A 22,783-nucleotide genomic window follows, 5' to 3' on the forward strand; every position below is an offset into this window, starting at 1 on the left:
TCAGGCCGCGGCCGCGGCTTCCGCGGCGACGACCGGCACCGTCTCGGTGTCGTCGGGGGACCCCGGAACGGTCGTGACCGTGATCCCCGGCACGTCGACGCCGGCGGCGACGGATCCGACCCCGACGCCGCAGGGCCAGAGCTCGCAGATGCACTGCGTGCGCAGCGCCGACGGGAACTCCGTCACGTGCTCCTCGGGCACGCCGTCCACGGGAACGGCGGCCTCGACCGGCAGCGGCTCGACCGGCTCGGGTTCGACGGGCTCTGGTTCGACCGGGACGGGTTCGACCGGGACGGGTTCGACCGGGACGGGATCGACCGGGACCGGGACGACGGGCTCGGGTTCGACGGGCTCGGGTTCGACGGGCTCGGGATCGACCGGGTCCGGGTCGACGGGCACGGGATCGACCGGGACCGGGTCGACGGGCACGGGTTCGACCGGCAGCGGGACGACCGGTACGGGATCGACCGGTACGGGATCGACCGGCAGCGGGACCACCGGCACGGGATCGACCGGCACCACCGGCACGGGATCCGGCAGCACGGGGACCTCGCCGTCGCCGCTCATGGCCGCCTCGGCACCGGCCACCCCGGTCGCCGCCCCGGCGGTGCTCACCCAGGCGCAGCTCGACGCGGCGGTCGCGCAGGCGAAGTCCGAGTGGCTGGCCGTCGACCCGAACGCGGACTTCTCCGGATTCAGCGCCTCGGTCGGAGACCTGGGTGCCGGCTGGCTCGGCAGCGAGAACTCCGGATCCGTCGTCATCGACGCGCACGCCGCCGGCTGGGGCTGGGACGTGACATTCCCGAACGACCCGGCCTCCGCGCACATGAACCTGCTCACGGTGGTCCGGCACGAGCTCGGCCACGTGCTCGGCCTCGGGCACACGCCCGGCACCGTGATGACTCCGACGCTCTCGGCGGGTCAGTCCTACGGCGTCGACGCCTCGCTGCTGCCGGCGCCTGCTCCGGCACCCGCACCCGCACCGGCCCCTGCTCCCGCGCCGGCGACCACCACGACGACGCCGGCGCCGACCGCATCGGCCCCCGCGGCCACGACCCCGGCCCCGACGAGCGGAACCGCCGGATCCGCGCCGGCGGCGAGCACGGCTCCGACCGCACCGGCCCCCTCGACGGCCCCCTCGAGCACGGCCACTCCGACCGTGACGGCGCCCACCGCGGCCCCCACGACGCCGGCCCCCACGACGCCGGCCCCGACCACGGCACCGTCCTCGCCGACCCCGACCACGTCCTCGCCGACCGCCCCGTCGGCGCCGAACCCCGCCCCCACCACCTGGGTCGTGCAGCTGCCGGTCGGCACCGGAACCCTCGCGTTCCGCACCGACGGCACCGTCACGTTCGCCACCGCATCGGGTACGGTCTCGCGGACCTACACCGGCCTGACCGAGATCGACGTCCAGGGCGGCCACGACGACACGCTGGTCGTCGACCGCGGCACCGCGAACCCGGCGCTCACCGTCCGCTTCGACGGCGGCACGGGATACAACACCCTGAACTTCGCGGGCACCGCGGCGAACACCGCCTCCCGGCCCGTGGACGCGCACTCGGGCACGGTCGTGCTCGACGCCACCACGGTGATCTACTCGCGCATCGCGCCGATGAGCGTCAGCGGCAGCTCCGATGTCACCGTCGACTTCGGCAGCGGCGACGCCACCTGCACACTGTCCCCGTCCACGACGGCCGGCAGCCTGAACATGAACTGCCCCGGATCGGCCGAGGTCACCGACTTCGCGACCCCGACGAGCTCGCTGACGATCACGGGCACCGGCAACGACGTGCTGCACCTGGCGGGCGCGCTCAACCTCGCCGCCGCCAAGCTGAACGTCGTGTTCCGGCAGATCCTGTTCGACAGCGGCATGTCCCTCACTGCGGGCGACGTCTCCCTGACCGCCTCGCAGACCGTCACCGGCGGGGTGCTGTCGAACGCCGTCTCCTGTGCCGTGAACGGCACGCCGGCGACCCACTGCGCGAACACCGCGATCTCGTTCACGAACGCGACCGTGACCGCGAACAGCCTCTCCGCGACCGCCACGTCGACCGTCACGCCGGACTCGTTCTACGGGATCGTCGTGAGCGATCACGCCGCGGTGACCGTGCAGGGCGGATCGATCCACACCACCGGTGCGCTCGCGCTGTCGGCCACGGCATCCGTGCCGACGTTCACCGCGAGCGAGAAGTACACCGACAACATCATCATCGGCGCCGGAGCGACCGTGTCGATCGGCGGGGCCGCGCAGCTGAGCAGCGGGACGACCGCCGACTTCGCCTCGACCTCCGATGTGCACGGAACCGCGAACCCGCTCGTCGACGGCGGCAAGAGCGAGGGCAGCGCCGGGGGCGACGGCAGTACGGCGCAGCAGGACGCGGCTGTCGCGACCATCCTCGTCTTCAGCAACGCGCTGACCACGCTGACCGGCACCGCGACCCTCGCCGCCACGGGCGACGCGGCCCTGCACGCGATCAACCACGTCAACGTCGCCGCGACCGGCGACGCGAGCCCCGCATCCAGCGGCGCGGGCATCGCCGTCGTGTCGGTGAACCAGAACACGACCGCCTCGATCGATTCGGCCTCGACGACGGCGATCACGGCGGCCGACCTCACCGTCGCGGCCGACAGCGACACCGGCGCCACGGCGACCGCGCAGACCAGCCCGAAGGGCTCGACCGGCAACGACAAGAGCGTGAACGACCCGAGCCGCGCGAACGGTCAGGCGCAGACCGCCGACGGCCCCGCCGGTGGATCGAGCGGGAGCAGCACCGGTATCGCCGGTGCCCTCGGCGTCGTCGTGCTCACCGGCGGCACGCACGCCTTCATCGCCCCCGCGACGGGCTCCGTCACGGTCACCACGACCGGCACGCAGACCGTGCACGCCGCCTCGAAGAACGTGGACGCCGCGTCCGCGTCGGGCGGCAGCGCGGACGGATCCGGCGGGATCGGGATCGGCATCGCGGTCGATGTCGCGACCTTCTCGACGGAGGCCTACCTGAAGGGCGGCGCGACGCTGAACGGCAGCGGGGTCACCGTGGAGGCGGTCGCCCCCGGGCAGTCCCAGTACGGTGCGACCGCGCAGTCGGGAGCCGCGGGCAGCGGCTCGGTCGGCCTCGCCGGTTCGCTCGCGATCAACGTCGCGGTCGTGAAGACCCTCGCCGAGGTGCGCGGCGCCCCGACCGTCAACGCGGCGCTGACCCTGACCGGCGGCTCGAACGTGCAGGACCGTACGGACGCCAGCTCGAAGAAGGACGGCACCGGCAAGTCCATCGGCGTCGGAGCGTCGATCTCGGTCGACGTCGTCGACGACACCACCAACGCCGGGGTCACGAGCGGTGCGACCCTCTCCGGTGTGCACGCGCTGACCGTGAACGCCACGGGCACGAGCGACAGCGGCACCACGGCGAAGAGCGGCGCGAAGGGCGGCGGCAGCCTCACGTTCACCGCAGTCGTGGCCCTCAACGTCGACAACGTCACCACGACGGCCGGGATCGCCGACGGCGCCGACCTGCACACGACCGGCGCGATCGCCGCGCACGCGACCCAGACCGCGAAGACGGCGACCACCGCGACCGGCGCGACCGACGGCGGGAACCTCGCCATCGGCGCCTCGTTCGCGATGACCCTGGCCAAGCACCGCGTCGACTCGTCGCTCGGCCGCAACGCGGTGTCCGACAGCGGCGACGTCAGCTTCCAGGCGGACGGCACGAGCGACACGGACACCGAGGCGAGCGCGAGCACGGCGGGCACCAAGGGCGAGAAGTCCTCGAGCGACCCGAGCGGCGACACGACCACCGTCAACGGCAAGGGCGACAGCCAGGCCTCCTTCGGGAACGGCCGGTCGAGCACCAACGGCGGCTCGGGCAGTCGCACCTCGACGCCGGCGGCGAAGTCCGGCGACGGCAGCGGAGGCAGCGGCGGCACCTCGATCACCGTCGCCGCCGCGATCGCGTTCAACATCGTCGACTCCACCTCGTCCTCGCGCCTCGCCGACGGACAGTCCGTCACGGCCACCGCGGGCCAGGTGACCCTCGGGACCACCAACACCACGCACGCGAAGGCCATCGCCACGGGAGCGGCGAGCACCGGATCCTCGCTCACGATCGGCGCGGCCGTCGCGGTCAACCTCGTCGACATCACGAACGAGGCGACGGTCGGCGCCGGCAGCACCGTGCACGCCATGGGCCTGACCCTCAAGGCCCTGATGAACCCCGCCCTCACGGGCGCCACGCACACGATCGACGCCGAGGCGACCGCCGGCGCGTCGAGCTCCGACGGCACGCTGGGCCTGGCCGGCGCCTTCGCGATGAACCTCCTCAACGAGAAGACCACCGCGGCGGTGTACGCGTCGCCGCTCGGCGGCGGGGGAGTGGCGATCACCGGCGGCGGCGACGTGTCGATGAGCGGCGGATCCTCGGGCAGCAGCACGACCAAGGCGGCCGCCGAGCAGTCCGGCGGCGCGACCGTCGGGATCGGCGCGTCCATCGGGCTCAACCTCGTGAACAACGACGTCTTCACCGGCTTCGACCTGAACAGCTCGGCGGCCAACGGCCCGCCGGTCACCGGCGCAGGCAAGATCACGCTGAACTCCTCGAACGCCGATGCGCTGACGAACGAGACCGATGCGGGTGGCCAGGGCGGCAAGGTGACCGTCACCCCCTCCGTCGCGGTATCGATCGCGAACGAATCGTCGAAAGCCGCCTTCGGCATGGGTCCCGCGGTGCACGCGTCCGGCGCCATCTCCGCGACGGCCACCTTCACGGGATCCGTCGACACCACCGCGAAGGGCGACACGACGGTGGGATCCACCGCCGGCGTCGGTCTGTCCCTCGCCCTCGCCGTCGTGAACCACACCGTGGACGCGCACACCGAGCGCGATCTGTACTCGGGCGGGGCGATCACCTTCAGCGCGACCGGCAGCTCGCAGACCACGAGCCAGGCGGAGGCCTCGGCGAGCGGCGCGAAGAACGACGGCCAGGACACCAACAGCAAGGCCGACAACAACCTCGGCAACGCGAACTCGACGCAGAAGGCCAACAACGCCGACGGCAAGGACTCGGGTAAGAGCTCGACCCCGAAGACCGGCACCGCCGACGGCAAGGACAACAGCAGCTCGAGCTCGCCGTCCCTGTCCGTGGCCGCGGCGCTCGCGATCAACATCGTCACCACGGTCAGCACCGCGTACCTCGCCGACGGTCTGACGATCTCGGCCGCCGGGGTGCTCACGCTGACGAGCTCTGCGCACACGGACTCCTCCGCACACGGCAAGGGCGACACCACCGCGAAGGCGGCGGTGGGCGTCGGCGCCGGCGTCGGGGTGAACTCGGTCGACATCACGAACCGCGCCTCGACCGGCTCCGCGAACATCACCGCCACGGGTGTCGACGCCGAGGCCGGGATGACCGACATCGCGGGGACCGCCAACCACGACGTGCTGCGGCACTGGAACGGCACCTCGTGGGACATCATCGACCGTGGCAAGGACCTTCCCGGCCCGTACGCCGGAGAGTACTTCCACCTCACCGCGGACGACGGATCCAACGGCAAGGGCGTCTACCAGTACGACGGATCCGGCAGCGGCAGCTGGGGCACCGCGGTCCTCGCCGGGGATGTGCCGGAGCAGGCCAAGCTCTCCGACTGCACGCACTCCTCGAGCCCGGCGTTCTGCGTCCTCACCGTGCCGAACGCCGGCCACCCGCAGGGCAGCCTGTACCGCTGGGACGGCTCGGCCTGGCAGTACGCGGGTGACGCGTCGGGCGACAAGCTGCCGACCGACGGCCCGAAGGACAAGGACTACTACCAGCTCACCGCCGACGACGGTCTCACGCACTCCGCGGGCCTGTACCGGTTCGCGTCCAGCGGGCACACGTGGACCTCGCTCGGGAACACCTTCTCGCACGGCATCGATCTGCCGGCCTCGCCGACGACCGATCAGATCTTCCAGCTCGACGAGCACGAGTTCGAGGCGCAGGCCGAGTCCGGCGCGGGCGACTCGACGACCATCGGCGTCGCCGGATCCGTCGCGATCAACATCGTGAAGAACCGCAGCGAGGCCGTCGTCCCCGCCGGCGCATCGCTCACGCTGAGCTCGGCCGACCTGATCCTGAAGAGCCGCAGCACGGAGCGCGATGCCGCGAAGGCGACGAGCAAGGCCGAGACCGGGGACTCCGTGGGCGTCGGCGCGTCCGTCGCGCTGAACATCTTCTCCGGCCAGGATGCCGTGACCCTGCTCCCGTCCAACCGGGTGCGCTCCGAGGTCGTGGACGGTGCCACGGTCACCGGCGGCCGCAACGTCGACATCGAGGCCAAGGGCTGGCGGCAGATCTCGACCGAGGTCGAGGCCGGCACCAAGACCAGCGGCGACAACCCGGCGATCACGCCGGCGGTCGCCCTCGTGGTGAGCAACCACGACACCGTCACCGCGCGCCTCGGCACCGGATCCGCCCTCACCGTGAGCGGCACCGTGACCGTCGCGGCCGAGCACACGAACGAGATCGACACGTCCGGCAAGGCGGAGGCCGCGAGCAAGGACGTCGCGATCGGCGCGATCGTCGCCCTCAACGTCGTCCTCGACTGGAACACCCTCGCGGCGATCGACCGCTCGATCAGCGGCACCGCGGTCACGATCGAGGCGACCTCCGAGATGGCGGACGCGGCGAACGCCACGGCCAGCGCCCGCGGCAGCAGCGACAGCGACAACGACTCGGACAAGAAGTCCGACCAGCAGATCAAGGACAACCCGAACACCTCGGGCGCCACCGACGGGAAGACGACCCCGAAGTCGAACGACCAGACCACGTCGGCGAACAGCAGCTCGAGCGGCAAGACCGGCCAGAGCGGCGGCGGCACCGGGATCGCGGCCTCCATCGCCTGGAACTGGATCGAGGCGACCAACGAGGCGCGCATCGGCGGCGGCATCACGGTGACCGCCACCGGCGGCGCCGTGAAGGTCAGCGCGTCCGACCTGACCGGCAACACGGCCAAGGCCATCAGCACCGCGTTCGACCTCACCTCGGGCAGCACCGAGATCGGCGCCGCGGTCGGCTTCAACTACCTGAACCTGACGAACAAGGCGCACGTGCTGCAGGGCGCCACCGTGACCGGCGCCGGCGTCACCGTCGAGGCGATCACCCCCGCCGGCAAGCACGACGACTTCATCATCTGGGCGTTCGCGGCGGCGGGCGGCAAGTCCGGCACGAGCTTCGCGGCCTCGGCGGGCATCAACGTCCTGAACCTGTACACCGCGGCGCGGATCGGCCAGGGTGCGACCGTCACCTCGACCGCCGGCATCGACGTCAACGCCCTCACCGACATGCGGCTGCTGAACCTCGCGCTCTCCGGGGCGCTGTCCACGAGCGGGAAGGGCATCGGCGGCGCGTTCGCCGTGAACATCCTGCCCGCGGTGAGCACGATCGCCTCCGTCTGCTCGGGCTCCGACCCGACGACCGACCCCGACTGCACGGGCTCCTCCGCCGTGACGACGCTGCAGGCGTCCGGCGCGATCGGCGTCACCGCCCACCAGACCTACGCGCCGCTCGCGCCCACCACCGGCAACAGCACGATCGACAACCACCTCCCGGCGATCTCCTCCTTCGCACTCGGTGGCGCGGTCGGCGGCGACGGACTCGCGGTGAGCGCGACCATCGTGGTCGACGTGCTCCTGTTCGACACCGAGGCGTACATCGGCGACAGCGCGAAGGTCAACCAGACCGCGACGGGCGACTCCGGTCAGTCCGTGACCGTCTCGGCCCAGGACGACACGAACATCGTGGACGTGTCCGGAGGGCTCGCCCTGAGCGGCGGATCCGCCTCGGTCGCCGGATCCATCATCGTCCTCGTCATGACGAAGGACGTGAAGGCGCGGATCGGCGCCGGCGCGAAGGTCGCCGCGGGCGGCGGGGTCTCGGTCACCGCGACCTCGACCGAGAACCTCCTCGAGATCGTCGTCGGCGGCAGCGCCTCCGACTCGAGCGCGGCCGTCGCCGGCACCTTCGCCGTCATCGTGATCAACCCGGGCGACCACTCCACCTCGGCCACGATCGGCGACAACGCGGTCGTGCACGCCGGCGGCGACGTCGCGGTCACCGCCTCCGACACGGCCGACAAGCTCAGCATCGCCTCCGGCAACGTCGCGATCTCCACCAGCAGCGCCGGCATCGGCGCCTCCCTCGCCCTCCTCGTCCGCAACGGCGACGTCGTCGCGACGATCGGTAACAGCGCCGACATCGAGGCCGACGGCACCACCGGGCTCACCGTCTCCGCCACGCAGGTCGGCAACATCCTCCTCGTCGCGGTCGCCGGTGCCGGCGGCAACAACGCGGGAGTCGCGGGATCCGTCTCGATCGACGTGCTCACCGACGTCACCACGGCCGGCATCGGCTCCAGCACGACGGTGAACTGCGTCGGCGTGAGCTGCACCAACTCGAGCGGCAACGCCTCTCAGGCGGTCGCCGTCACCGCCTCCGACACGACCACGATCCTCGCGCTCGCCGGTGCCGTGGCCGTCGGCGGCACGGCCGGCGTCGGCGTCGGCCTCGACGTCGAGGACCTGCACAAGACCACCTCGGCGACGATCGGATCCTCGTCCACGGTGCACGCCAACGGCGACGTCGTCGTCACCTCCACCTCGAGCGAGGACATCAAGTCCGTCTCCGCGGGCGTCTCGGCCGGAGGCACGGCCGCGGTCACCGTGAACGCGGCGGTGCCCGTGATCAGCGTGACGACCACGGCCGGGATCGGATCCAGTGCGAACGTCCGCGCGGGTGGCAACGTCATCGTGTCTGCCGACGAGGGCATGAGCCTGTTCGTCATCGCGGGCAACATCAGCGCCGGCGGCACGGCCGCGATCGGCGCCGGCGTCGCGGTGCCGGTCGTCACCAAGACCACGAACGCGACGATCGGATCCTCCGCGATCGTCACCGCGCTCGGCGGCGCCACCACGCACGGCACCGTCAACACGGGGGGCTACAGCACCTCCGGCACCGATACGCGGTTCGACCCGCGCGGCTACCAGGGCGGCTACCCCGGGGGCCCGTTGCCGAACTCCCCGATGCCTCAGGGCCTCATGGTCGACGGCACCACCATCAACCTCGGTTACACCCACCACTTCGTCGAGGGCCAGCAGGTCGTCTACGACGCGGGCGGCGGCAAGCCGATCACCGGACTCTCCGACGGTGCGACCTACTTCGTGCACCTCGTGAACGGGTGCGGCACGTGCATCCAGATCCGCGGCCCGAACGCCGACTCCCCGATCATCACCGGCATGTCCCTTCCCTCCGGGATGATGAGCGAGTCGCAGCGCTTCATCCCGACGAACACCCCCGGCGCCGCCGGCGACGACGCGCCGCGCTTCAACCCGGCCACCGACCTGGGCACCGACTTCATCGTGCTCCCGTACGACCCGAAGGCCGCGGACGGCGACCCGGTCGTGTACAGCGCCGCCGGCGGCGCCCCCATCGGCGGACTCGTCGACGGCGCGACCTACTACATCGTCGACCACACGCCCACCCACTTCCAGATCGCGCGCACCAAGTGCGAGGCGACACTGAACGCCGACGACTGCAAGCACGACGGCATGGCCGTGCCCGGCGCGAAGGCGCCGATCACCTTCAGCTCCACGGGCAGCGGCCGCTCGCACAGCTTCGTCCGCTCCGGCCAGCTGCCGGGCGCCGACGCCGGCCAGACCGGTCCGCAGACGATCACGACCGGCACCTCCTCCGGGTTCTCCGGCGTCGCGGTCACCGCGACGAACAGCGACTACATCGCCTCCGTCGGCGTCTCGGCGGGAGCTGCGGGCACCGTCGCCGTCAACCTCTCCGGCTCGATCTCGGTGCTGACCGTGCACACCACGGCATCGATCGGCGACCACGCCAAGATCAATTGCGCGACCGCGGCCTGCACCGCGAACGACGGTTCGGCGGCGTCCGGCCAGTCCCTGCGGGTCGCCGCGGGCAACAACTACCGCACGCTCGGCATCGCCGCGTCCGTCGCCGTGAGCGGCACCGCCTCGGTCGGACTCTCCGCCGCGGTCCGGGTCGTCGAGCTCCACGCCGACGCGTACATCGACCACGACGCGATCGTGAACGCGAAGCACAACATCGAGGTCGTCTCGCACACGAGCGACGCGGTCATCTCGGTGAACCTCGCGGCCGCGGGCGCCACGGTCGGCGTCGCCGGCACGGTCGGTGTGACAGTGCTGAAGACCTTCACGAACGCCTACACCGGCGACAAGGTCACGCTGCGCTCCGACGGAAACATCGCCGTCCTCGCCTCCGACGACACGTCCCTGATCCTCGTCACCGCCTCCCTCGCCGTCGGCTGGGTCGGGGTCGGGGTGGGCGTCGACGTCGTCGTCGCGAAGAAGTCCACGCAGGCGTACCTCGGCACGAACAACACCGTCACCGTCAAGGGCCTCGGAAACGCGTACGGCTGCGCGGGCAGCGGCGCGGCCGAGGGCGACGGCTGCGTCGACAGCGGCGCGATCGCGAACGACCGCTTCGGCACGCAGACGGTCAACGGCCTCGCGGTGCAGGCGGGGTCGACCGAGAAGCTGTTCGGGATCGTCGCGGGTCTCGCGGCCGGGTTCGTGGGCGTCAGCGGCAACGTGGGCGTCAGCATCCTCACCGTGGGCGTGGCCGCCTACATCGACGACGGCACGACGGTGAACAAGGGATCCGGGACGATCATCGGCGGGGTCGCGTCGAACCAGAGCGTCTCCGTGACGGCGACGGATCGCCTCGACTCGCTGACCTTCGCGGGCGGTGTCGCGGGCGGCTTCGTGGGCGCCGCGGGCGGCATCGACATCGGCGTCGCGAACGTCAGCGTCACGTCCTACATCGGCGCGGCCGACGTGTGGGCGAACGGCGGCGTCGCCGTGAACGCGCTCGCCATCAAGCACGTGTCCAGCTACGCGGTGAGCGTCGGCGGCGGATTCGTCGGCCTCGCCGGCGCGGTCTCGGTCTGGTCGATCGGCACGACGCCGACGGACCAGTACAACTCCGACGCCAACGGCCCGCAGCGCGGCGGATACTCCTCGGCGAACAGCTACACGACCGGTGACGTCGTGACGAGCTCCGGCCACACGTACGTGGCCCGCCAGAACAGCGACCCCACGAACGCACACGCACCGAGCGACACGGCGTACTGGGAGTTGTCCGACCCGAAGAGCGCCGCCACCGGCGACAGCGGCGCGACATCGGCCCAGGGGCAGGCGGACGGCGCCGCCTCGGGCAGCGGCGACGGCTGGGGCAGCGCGCTCAGCGGCACCGCGGCGCAGAAGGTCGCGACCTACCAGGCCGGCCACGCGTACAAGAACGGCGTCATCGTCACCGACGGCAGCGGCCACTACTATCAGGCGAACGTCGCCTTCACGTCCGGCGTGTCGATCGCCGCCGACGGCACGAAGTGGACGCCGATCAACGCCCCGTACGCGAGCTACGCCTCCTCTGGCGGCGACCGCGCGAACCAGGGCCTCGCCGCCGCGTCGCCCGGCGGCTCGACCACCGCGGACACGTTCAACCCGACGGCGGGGCACCCGGCGCCGCCCGCCGGCACGTCCGCCACGATCTACGGCACCGTCCACTCGATGCAGTCCGACGTGCAGGTCTCCGCGGACGACCGCCTCGACGTGGTCGTCCTCGCGGGCGCGGCCAGCGTGGGCCTCGGCGCGCTCGGCGCCGGCATCTCGGTCCTCACGATCGGCCTGCACACCGACGCGGGCGTCGCGAACACCGCGAGCGTCTCCGCCGCCGGCACCGTGGGCGTCCACTCCAACCTCACCGAGAACGTCACCGACATCGCCGTGACGGGATCCGTCGCGGGCATCTCCGTGACCGGCCAGATCGTCGTGCTGAGCGACACCAGCTCCCAGGCCGCGCACATCGACTCCGGCGCGAGCATTCCGACGGCCGGCACCGCCATCGACGTCACGACCCTCGCCACCCGCACGATCACCGCCTACGCCGTCGGCATCACCCTCGCGGCCGGCGCGGTCGGCGTCGCGGTCGCCGTGCTCAACCTCAGCGGCGACACGACGGCGACGATCGGCACCGTGGCGATCGGATCCGGGGGAGCGATCGGCGGCATCAACGTCACTGCGACCGACCACGTGTCGCCGAACATCCTCGCCGTCTCGGCGCAGGGCGGCATCCTCGCGGGCATCAGCGGCATCGTCGCGATCCTGAACTACACCGGCACGACCCGGGCCGCGTCCGCCGCGCACGGCACCGTCACCATCGGCGGCACCGGCGTCACGGTGAGTGCCACAGGCACGCGCACCGACATGACCCCGGTCGCCGTCAACATCTCGACCGGCGCTGCCGCGGTCGGCTTCACGCTGCTCATCGCCTCGAGCGGCCGTCACACCGAGTCCGAGCTGGGTGGCGACGTGACCACGAGCGGCGGCGTGGACGTCGAGACGAACGCGAGCAACGTCGTGAGCGCCACGACGCCGGGCGTCGCGATCGGCGCCGCGGCGATCACCGCGATGATCCCGATCGCCACGATCTCCGGCCACACCACCGCCAAGCTCACCGGCAACATCGGCGGATCCTCGGGCGTCACGGTCCACGCGAGCGGCGAGAACCACGCGAACGCGGAGGTCGACATCCTCGGCATCGCCGGGCTGAGCCTGAACGTCGGTGTCGCGAAGGCGACCGTGGCGGACGGCGCCGACATCGCCGCGACCGTCACCGCGGACGCGTCGATCACGTCGAGCGGCACCGTCGCCGTGACCGCCGACATCCACGGGACGAACACCCGCAACGAGGCGATCGCGATCGGCAGGAACCTCAGCGCCGGCTTCGTCGGCTCGGGCGCCGTGTTCGCCGCGCAGGCGATCCTCGGCGGCGCGGTGCACGCAGAGCTCTCCGGAAGCGTCACGAGCTCCGCGAGCGTCGCGGTCAGCGCCATCGGCGTCAACCGCGCCGAGTCGCAGCTGCTCGTCGTGAGCGTCGGCGGTCTCGCCGGCATCGCCGTCAGCCTCGCCGACGCCGAGATCCACTCCGCCGCGAAGGTCGAGGCGGTCTCCGTGCACGGCACCGCGGCCCGCACGATCACGAGCGGCGGCCCTGTCACCTTCGACGCCGAATCGCACAACACGGCCTTCACGAAGACCCAGATGGGCTCGGGCGGCGGCCTCTTCGGCGTCAGCGTCAGCGTTCCCACGGCCGACATCGCCGGCGCGACCACGGCCTCGGTCGACAGCGGCGTCGGCGCGGCATCGCTGTCGGTCACGGCGAACGGCACGAACAACGCGACCACCACGACGGACATGCTGAGCATCGGCGGACTCGCGGGCGTCGGCGCGGACGACTCGCACGCGACGATCGAGTCGTCCGCCCTCGTCACCGCTGCGGTCGGATCGCACAGCACGGTCACCCTCACCGGCGCGGCCATGGTCAGCGCGGTGAAGAACAACACCGTGAAGTCGACGACCGGCAGCGTCAACGCGTCGCTCGGCGCGAGCGTCGGCGCGATCGGCTCCGAGGCGGAGGACCACGGCGGCAGCACCGCGTCCTTCGCCGGCGAGCTCGTCACCGCGGGTCAGCTGACCGTCAAGACCGACGCGACCGACTCGGCGACCACCGCGCTGTTCGTCGTCTCGGTGGCCCTGGGCGTGGGCGCCTCGATCGTCTCGGCGACCGGCAACATCGACGGCGCCGACGCGGCGCTCCTGGGCGGGACGACGAACATCCACAGCCCCGACACCGCCATCACGGTGCACGCGGGCCGGGGCGCGATCGCCCTCACCAACGTCACCGGCGGGGCGGGCGGCATCCTCGGATCCGGCACGGACATGAAGGCCATCGCGACGGTCGGCGGCAGCGTCTCCGCCTCCGTCGGCGACGGCGCGACCGTCGGCACCGTGTCCGGCAGGCCGGGATCCCTGTCGGTCACCTCCGACGACGCGGCGGTCGCGGGCGGCGGCGCCAAGGCGGGAGCCGGATCCATCGGGCTCACGATCGGCGCGGCGATCGGCTCGGCGACGGTGAACCCGACCGTGCAGGCGTACCTCGGCACGGGCGTGCACGTCGTGCTCGGCACGGGGGCGACGAACGGTCTCACCGTCACCGCGATCTCGCACCGGGCACAGGCGGTCGGCACGGCGAAGGTCGTCGGCGGCGGCATCGCCAACGTGGGCCTGCCCGCCGCGGACGCCACCTCGTCGCCCACCGTGGACGCGCACTTCGGGGCGAGCACCACGATCCTCGCCGGCGGCACCGTGACCCTCGACGCCGAGTCCCTCGCCGACCCGCAGGGCGCGCAGCTCACGGACGACATCACCGGCCTGAACGCGGACGGCGGCGCGGCCCCGGACGACACCGTCCTGTTCCCGCAGCACGGGCTGTCCACGGGCGACCAGGTGATGTACAGCTCGAGCAACCCGATCGGCGGTCTGCGCAACGGCCACGTCTACTCGGCCATCGTGCCCACGGTCAGCGGCGAGGCCGACCCCGACCACGTCGGCTTCGGCGTCACCTGGACGGCGGCCTCGATCGACGCGCTGAGCCTCGGCTCGGCCACGTCCGGCACCGACACCGCGCGCGGGCTGCTGCGCTTCAGCGGACCGCACCACTTCGAGAACGGCGACGCCCTCATCTACCGCTACGACGCGGCGCACGCCTCGTCGATCGGGCTGACGAACGGCGGCGTGTACTACGTGCGCGTGGTCGACGCGAACACGATCGCGCTCTACACGGCGCAGGCCGACGCCCTGCAGGCCGCCACCGTCTTCCACACCGGCGACGTCAGCGGCGACCTCATCGGCGGCACGCCGTTCACCGCCGGCCAGCAGGTCACGTACCGTTCGGCACCCGCGAGCACGTTCACGCACGGAGCGGGCATCCCCGCGGTCGGCTCGCATCCCGCCTGCGCCTACTGCAACCACGCGGTCGACGTGAACGTCGACGGCAGCGGCCACGTCACGGGCGACAACGGCGGCGCCTACAACGTGTACCTGCCCACGGTGAACGTGGACCCGGTCAGCCACGCGGTGACCCTGTCCGACCACAACCTGCAGACGGGCGAGGCCGTCATCTACCGGATCAGCGACGCGTCGCAGAAGATCCCGGAGCTGACCGTCGGCGCCACCTACTACGTGATCCGGATCGACGCGTACACGATCCGCCTGGCGGCGACGTACTGCGACTCCGTCGGCCACGCGGGCGACGCGTCCTGCCCGAGCGGCTCGGTCGTGACGCCGATCCACATCTCCGCGCCGCCCGAGTCGCGCGCCGTGCAGGCGTTCGCCCCCGCCGGCATCGGCCTCACCGACGGCTCCACCTACACCGTGGGCAGCCGCAACGGATCCGGCCAGATCACCCTCACCGGGCAGTCGCTGACGACCAGCCACGTGTTCGGCGACCAGACGCTGTTCCTCGCCGGAGCATCCCTCACCGCCGGATCGGGCGCGCAGGAGCTCATCCTGCAGCTCACCGGCTCGCTGACGGGCACGCAGAAGCTGCTCGCGGCGGACGGCACCTCGCTCCGGTCCGCCTCGCCGCCTCCCGGCAACGGCGTGACCACCGCGGCGGCCAGCGGCGGCGGCGGAGGCGCGGGCTCGTTCACGTCGCAGACCTCGCAGACCACGATCGACCCGACCGTGCGCGCCTACGACGCGGCCGCCTCGATCACCGTCGGCGGCAACGTGGGCATCAGCGCGACGACGCACACGAACGCGACCGCGACCACGAGCAACGGATCCGGCGGACTCATCTCCGGCGCGGGCGTCTCCTCGCACGTGGACGGCACCGCGAACACGTCGGCGTTCGTCGGCACCGGTCCCGACGGCATCAGCGGCAACACAGCGGCGACGCAGGTCAGCGCGGGCGGCGTCGGCATCACGGCCGGCGGCATGGTGCGCGTGTTCTCCACGGCCACGTTCGTCGCGAACGCCGATGCCGACACCGAGAGCGGCGGCCTCGCGGGCGGATCCGTGTCGCACGCCGAAGTGCACCTCACCGACAACACGGCCTCCGTCGTCGGCGCGGGCGCCCACGTGGTCGGCGGATCCGTGAACATGCTCGCCACGACGACCGGATCGAACATCACGAGCCACTCGAAGTCGATCTTCATCGCCTTCGCCGGCTTCGCGACCGCCAAGGCGGTCTCCGAGCTGAAGAGCCACGACACCGCCCTGGTCGACAGCCAGACCGGGACGCCGACCTGGGTCGAGGGCGACGGCGGCGTGGACATCCGCGCGTTCCACAGCGGCAACGCGCGTTCGCACGACGACGACCCCGAGTGCTGGTGCATCGGCCCGTCCTACAGCGACGGCTACGACAACCTCGAGTTCTCCGAGACGGCCGCGTCGCACTCCGGAGCCACGGTCGTCGCGGGCACCCGCATCCAGTACGGCGTGAACACCAACGATCAGAGCCTCGACCCGGCCGACCCGTCGCCGTGGCACCTCGCGCACCCCGCCGGGCAGACGCATCTCGCCCTCTACGTCCAAGCCGAGACGAAAGCCGGCGACCCGGTCGACAACACCGGCACCAGAGACGTCGACTGGAACGCGGACGTGATCATCCACGAGGGCCCGAGCCCGCTGCTGATCATCGGCCCCGACGGCCACGTGGTGACCGCCGTCAACATCACCGTCAACGGCGTGAGCAACCCCGCACCCGGAACCGACTTCAGCGGCGGAGGGGTCATCGAGGTGAACGACCTCGTGAACCACGACACCGGCGACGTGCTGATGAGCTCGTCGAGCGGCACGATCCGGAACAGCCTGAACGGGGGAGCCGCGCCGTCCACGCACTACTGGGGCACGTTCTACTACCGCGACAACTGGGCGGCCGTCACGATCCTCAACCACTCGACGCTGCGGCTCGTCGTCGACGACATCACCGTGCTGAACGTCGGCACGCCGACGGTGACGCTCGCCGCTCCGACGGTCAGCGCGATGTTCGCGATCGTCCGCCACGTCGACCCGACGCTCGTGACGATCACGAACGACGCCCCGACCTCCTCGCCGGACCTGCTCGTCAACGGCACGATCCTGAACCCGATCGGCGAGACCGACATCTCGAGCACCGGATCGATCTCCTCCTCGACGGTCCGCGGCGGCTCGAGCTCGACGTTCAGCGGCCCGCACACCGACCTCATCCGGACGAACATCCTGCACCTCGTCGCCGGCACCTCGATCGCCGCCTCCGGCACGTACCTGAACATCGACCTCGTCCAGTGGGCGGGTCACGACGAGGACCTCACGGCGAACTCCGGCACGAGCCAGTACCTCGACCTGCAGACGCTGCTGCGCGATCCCGCGATCGCGAACCCGCAGACGCCCGCCTACGTGATCCCGATCGACCACCTCGTGGCGGGGGACAGCATCTTCGTCCGCCTGCAGGCCACCCAGTACCAGACCTCGGTCGGCTCCGTGCCCGGCATCCAGGTGACCGCGACGCCGGGACCGAGCGGCCAGTACGTGAGCTTCTACCACCCCGACAGCGCCTACTGCTTCTACCCGGACGGCTGCACGAGCCCGCACCCGACGCTCGAGCCCGGAGCCTTCGCCACGGGCGGCAGCGCGACGGCGAGCACGTACGACTTCAGCCTGCTCGACGCCGGATCCCACGGAAACAACGGCCAGATCGACGTCTTCGCGGCGAACGACGCGCCGTCGGCGACCCGGATCAATATCGTCGGCCTCGTACTCATCGAGCAGCCCGCCTCCGGTGTGACCGCCGCGACGTACGGCACCGTGAACGCCGACACCAACGGCTTCATCACGCTCACGGAGAAGTACGGGGACCTGCGGGCGGGCCTCATCCGCTCGACCGACGACGACGTGACGCTGACCGCGCCGGGATCCATCTACGACGCACCGCAGCCGTCGCCGAACCCGCCGGCGTCCGGCCACACGCCGGCCGCGGCGACGCCGCAGGTCGTGGGCGTGAACATCACCCTGACCGCGCAGAACGGGTCGATCGGCCTCGACAGCAACTTCCTCGAGATCCGCTCCTCGATCGACCGGTTCGGCGTCCTGAACGCGCAGGCGCCCGCGGTGATCCGGGTCTCGCAGATCACGGGCGACCTCCACGTCGACACCGTGACCACGTGCTACGGCGCGAGCGCGACCTCCTGCGCGAACATCTCGCTGACGAACTTCCACGGCTCGATCACCGACGGCCACGGCGCAGGATCCGGCGGCACGGCCGCCAACGTGATCGGCAACACGATCGACCTGCTCGCGCAGTTCGGCAGCATCGGCGCCGCGGACGGCACGAACGACCTCAAGCTCGACTCCGCGAAGGGCAGCGGCTGCACCAACCACTACACGCTGCTGTACCAGGGCGCGAACTACCAGAACGCCACCGATGCGCAGCGTGCGGTCACCGCCACGTGCGACGTCGCGGCCCAGGCCGACGGCAGCATCTTCCTCACCGAGGTCGCCGGCCCCATGAACGTCCTGCTCGCGCACGCGGGGGAGAACCCCGGCAACGTCACCGGCCCGAACAGCGTCCGCCTCACCACGACCGAGACCGGCGTCGAGGGCAACGACATCCTGCTGCTGCACTCCGGCTCCACGCTCGTCGTCGAGAACGCGCCGCAGACCGTGCTGCAGGGCCTCATCGAGTCCGATGGCGGCAACATCGTGCTCCGCTCCGCCGACGACATCGTCACCGACCCGAGCAGCATCATCCTGGCGATCGCGAACACCACGGCCGGGATCGTGACCGACCCGAACCAGCAGGCGAACGCGACCGGCAACATCGACATCTACGGCGACTGCCACAACGCCGCCTCGGGCGCCTGCTCGATGCCGACGCTCGACACCACCGCACCCGATCCGACCATCGGAGACGGCACCGTGATCGTGCTCCGCAGCGGCCAGGCAGCGGCGGGCGGACTCCCCGGCGAGATCGCGAACGGCACCGGCGGCCTCACCCGGGTGTTCGGCAATTCCGAGGCCGACACGATCGTCTTCGACCGCACGATCCTCGTCGGCCAGACCCGCGCCTACGGCGACGGGTCGCCCACGCAGACCGGCGTCTACGCGCCGCTGTGCAACGGCCCCCCGAACATGTGCGTCGACACGTTCGTCGTCAACCGGCTCCAGTCCATGGTCACGCTCGGCCAGCAGGTGAGCCGTGGCGCGACCCTGACCCTCGACGGTCAGTCCGGCAGCAACGTTTACTCGATCTTCACGAGCGGCAGCCAGTTCACCAGCAACAACTACGAGATCAACGTGCTCGGCTCGCACGCCCCGGCCGACGGCACCGACACGCTCAACATCTACGGCTACGACACGTACACGGCCGGATCCCCCGACTCCACCGGCATCGATCCGTCCACCCAGCACGAGTACGCGACCAACGACATCTTCCTGCTGCGCGGCACCCCGGCCGGCATCCTCGGAGAGACCGCGGCGCGGCCCGCCCTCTACCAGGGCACCGGCGCCCACCCGGCATCCGCCGACCCGTACTCGGCCGGATCCGGTTTCGTCGCCCTGCTGCACTCGACCCTCGCGGCCACGCAGGCGAACCTCGGCGGCACGACGACCACCGGCACCACCGGCGTCTACGGCGTCGAGCGGATCAACTACGACTCGGCCATCAACGGCGGCCTGCACGTCTACGCCCTCGGCGGCAACGACTACTTCGCGGTCGACGACAATGCCGCCGCCACCTACCTCGACGGCGGATCGGGCGACAACCAGTTCCAGATCGGGCAGCTCTACGGCGAGCGCCGCAGCGCGGGCGCGGTCGCCTCGCCCGCCCCGTCCTACGGAGCATCGGGCAACCTCGCCGCCGAGAACGTCTTCGACGTCGCGACCGTCGCCACCACGCGCGGCTGGCTCTCCCGCGGCACGAGCGCACCGCTCGTCGCCCAGGGCGGCACCGGCAACAACACGTTCACCGTCTACTCGAACCACGCCGTGGTGCACCTCGAGGGCGACGGCGGGAACAACCTCTTCATCGTCCGCGGCTTCGCCCTCGCGCAGACCGACGCGGTCGGCAACATCATCCTCCCCGGCGGCTGCACCACGATCGAGGCGCCCGCCTGCATCCCGATCCCGATCACGACCAACGGCTACTCCACCGCCGCGCAGACCGACGTGCGCACCGGGGCCGGCAACAACCAGGTCGAATACAACATGAACGCGCCGGTGTCCGTCGACGGCGGCACGGGCTTCAACAAGCTGATCATCCTGGGCACCGAGTTCGCCGACCACATCGTCGTGACCGACCACGGCATCTTCGGCGCCGGCATGTCGGTCACGTACCGCAACGTCCAGGTGATCGAGGTCGACGCTCTCGAGGGCGACGACGTGATCGATGTGCTCTCCACCGCCCCGGGCGTGGCCGTGCGCGTCATCGGCGGCCTCGGCAGCAACCAGATCAACGTCGCCGGCGACGTGAGTGGCAACGTGTACTCGCGCGACATCAACGGCACGAGCGGCACGATCAACCTCGCCGTGATCACGCAGGACCAGCTCTACAAGGACATCGTGATCCCGGGCGTCGCGGTGAGCGTCGCACAGGGCTCGCAGGGCGCCGTGATCATCACGGAGCACGCGGGCGGCACGGTCGTCAAGGAGACGCAGAACGGCCAGGCCACCCGTCCGCCCATCGGCACGATCGACTCGTACAGCGTGCGGCTGGCCCAGGCGCCGACCTCGACCGTCTACATCGCGGTCACCGCGGAGCCCGACATCCGGCTGAACCGCGAGGGCACCCCCCAGGGCGACTCGATCCTGCTCGCCACGACCCCGCTCGGATCGGTCCCGAACCCCGGCACGACCACCGCGGACAGCGACTTCTACCGGCACGTCCTCGTGGACGCGCTGGCGACCGACCTGCCGCAGCGGGCGCTGGTGCTGGTCTTCACGCCCGGCAACTGGCAGATCCCGCAGCTCGTCTGGGCGGGCGCGATGAACGACGCGCTCGACGACGGCCTGCGCACCTACGAGATCAGCCACAGCGTGCTCAGCGCCGATCCGTTCTACGCCAACGCGACCGTGCGCAACGTCGAGGTCACGAAGATCGACCCGGGCACCCCGGCGATCCTCGTCACCGACCTCGGCAACACCAACACGACCGGGATCTCGATCGCCTCGCGCTTCACGGACGGCGTCGGCACCGGCAGCACGACCTTCACCTCGGCCACCGCGAACTTCACGCTCAGCGACGTCGGGCAGCCGATCTCCTCGATCGACGGCAGTGTCGCCATCCCGGCGAACACGGTCATCCTCTCCGTCGTCGACGCGCACACCGTCGTCCTGTCCGCCGCGGTCGCGAACGCGACCGGCATCCACTTCGCCCTGCCGAGCCGGCTCGCCGCCGTCCAGCAGTACCGCGACGGGGCCACCACGAACGGCTCGAACATCCTGTACTCCGCGAGCGCGGGCTTCAACGGCGGCGACGTCGGCCGTGGCATCGTCGAGGCCGACACCGGCAGCGCGATCCCCGCGGGCGCCACGATCCTCGCGGTCGCCGCGGACGGCACCTGGGCGCAGCTCTCGGTCGCCGCGACCGCCACGGCCACCGGCTTGGTCTTCGCGATCCCGGACCGCAACGCCAGCAACCTGATCCTCGGCGGCAGCGGCAACGCGACCTCCGCGATCTCCGGCTACGCCTCGGTCGTGCTCGCCGCCCAGCCGAGCGCGCCCGTGACCGTCACGATCACAGCGGCGAACGACGCGCGGATCTCGCTCTCCAGCACCGACCCGCGGTTCCACGTGGTCACCGCCGCGTTCGGCACGACCGCAGGCGTGTACACGATCACCTTCTCGACGTCCGACTGGTCGACGCCGGTCATCGTCAAGGAGGACGCGACCCCGCACTACAGCATCGCCGACCCGCACAACTCGTACCTGGTCGCGAGCGTGACCAGCGGCGGACCCGAGTACACCGGCGTCGACAACAGCCTGACGCCGTGGGACGTGCTGGTCATGAACGACCTGACTCCGGCCGGCATCGTGCAGGCGCCCGCCGACATGGTCGTGACCAAGTGCGGCGACGCGCTGTGCACCGTGCCCGGACCCGGATCGAGCATCAGCGTCCGTCTCGCCGCTCCGCCCAGCAAGGACGTCACGGTCGCCCTCGTGACCGACGGCCAGACCGACATCGTGACCGACGGCGTGCGGGTCGTGAACGCCGCGATCGGCGCCCAGAAGACCGTCACGTTCTTCACCGGGAACGTCACGATCGCGGGCCTCGTGGTGACCCTCGCCGCCACCGAGCTCGGCAGCTTCGTCGCCGACGGGTTCGCGATCGGGCAGCAGATCCAGCTGACGGGCGCCGGGGCGCCGCTGACCGCGACCATCACGGCCGTCACCGCGACGACCATGACGCTGAGCGCCGCACCGGCGGCGGGTCCGCACGCGGTCACGATCGGACGGGTCGTGAACGCCGGGCTCTTCACCGGATCCGTGATCTACGACTCCGCGGCCGGCACGCTGCGTCGCGCCGACGGCTCGAGCTGGCTCGACGACGGCTTCCTCGAGGGCCAGATCTTCAAGATCGGCGCCTCCGGGACGATGCTGAAGATCCAGGCGCTCACCGGCAGCACGTCCACGAAGGTCGACATCCTGACCGTGACCGACAAGGCCGCGCTCGCCGCGGTGCTGGGCGCCTCCGGCACGATGACGCTCACGCTGACCCAGTGGGCGGCGCAGGTGACGTTCACGTCGTCGAACTGGTACCAGCCGGTCGCGATGGGCGTCGTCGCCGACCCGAAGTTCACCGTCCCGCCGGGCAACGCGTCGCTGCTCAGCTTCCCGAAGACCCCGCACCTGCTCTCCGCGATCCGCGGCCCGCTGTCGGTCGAG

Annotated in this window: 2 protein-coding genes (1 of these 2 cut by a window edge); one reads left to right on the forward strand and one right to left on the reverse strand. The window is 71.3% G+C overall.

Going from position 1 to position 22,783, the window contains the following annotated elements; translation table 11 throughout:
• The gene (locus tag RBR11_RS08345) at positions 1–615 is read right to left on the reverse strand and encodes a hypothetical protein (RefSeq protein WP_308488869.1); all 615 of its coding nucleotides are present in this window, start codon (positions 613–615) and stop codon (positions 1–3) included.
• Between RBR11_RS08345 and RBR11_RS08350 the strand changes: the two genes are divergently transcribed.
• Positions 566–22,783: the 5' portion of an Ig-like domain-containing protein gene (locus RBR11_RS08350; protein WP_308488870.1), read on the forward strand. It continues 7,200 nt past the right edge of the window; only the first 22,218 of its 29,418 coding nucleotides appear in the window; it begins with the start codon at positions 566–568; the stop codon falls past the right edge of the window. The two genes, RBR11_RS08345 and RBR11_RS08350, sit on opposite strands and share 50 nt — an antisense overlap.

It is taken from the genome of Microbacterium capsulatum (genome assembly GCF_030865425.1).
GTDB lineage: Bacteria > Actinomycetota > Actinomycetes > Actinomycetales > Microbacteriaceae > Microbacterium > Microbacterium capsulatum.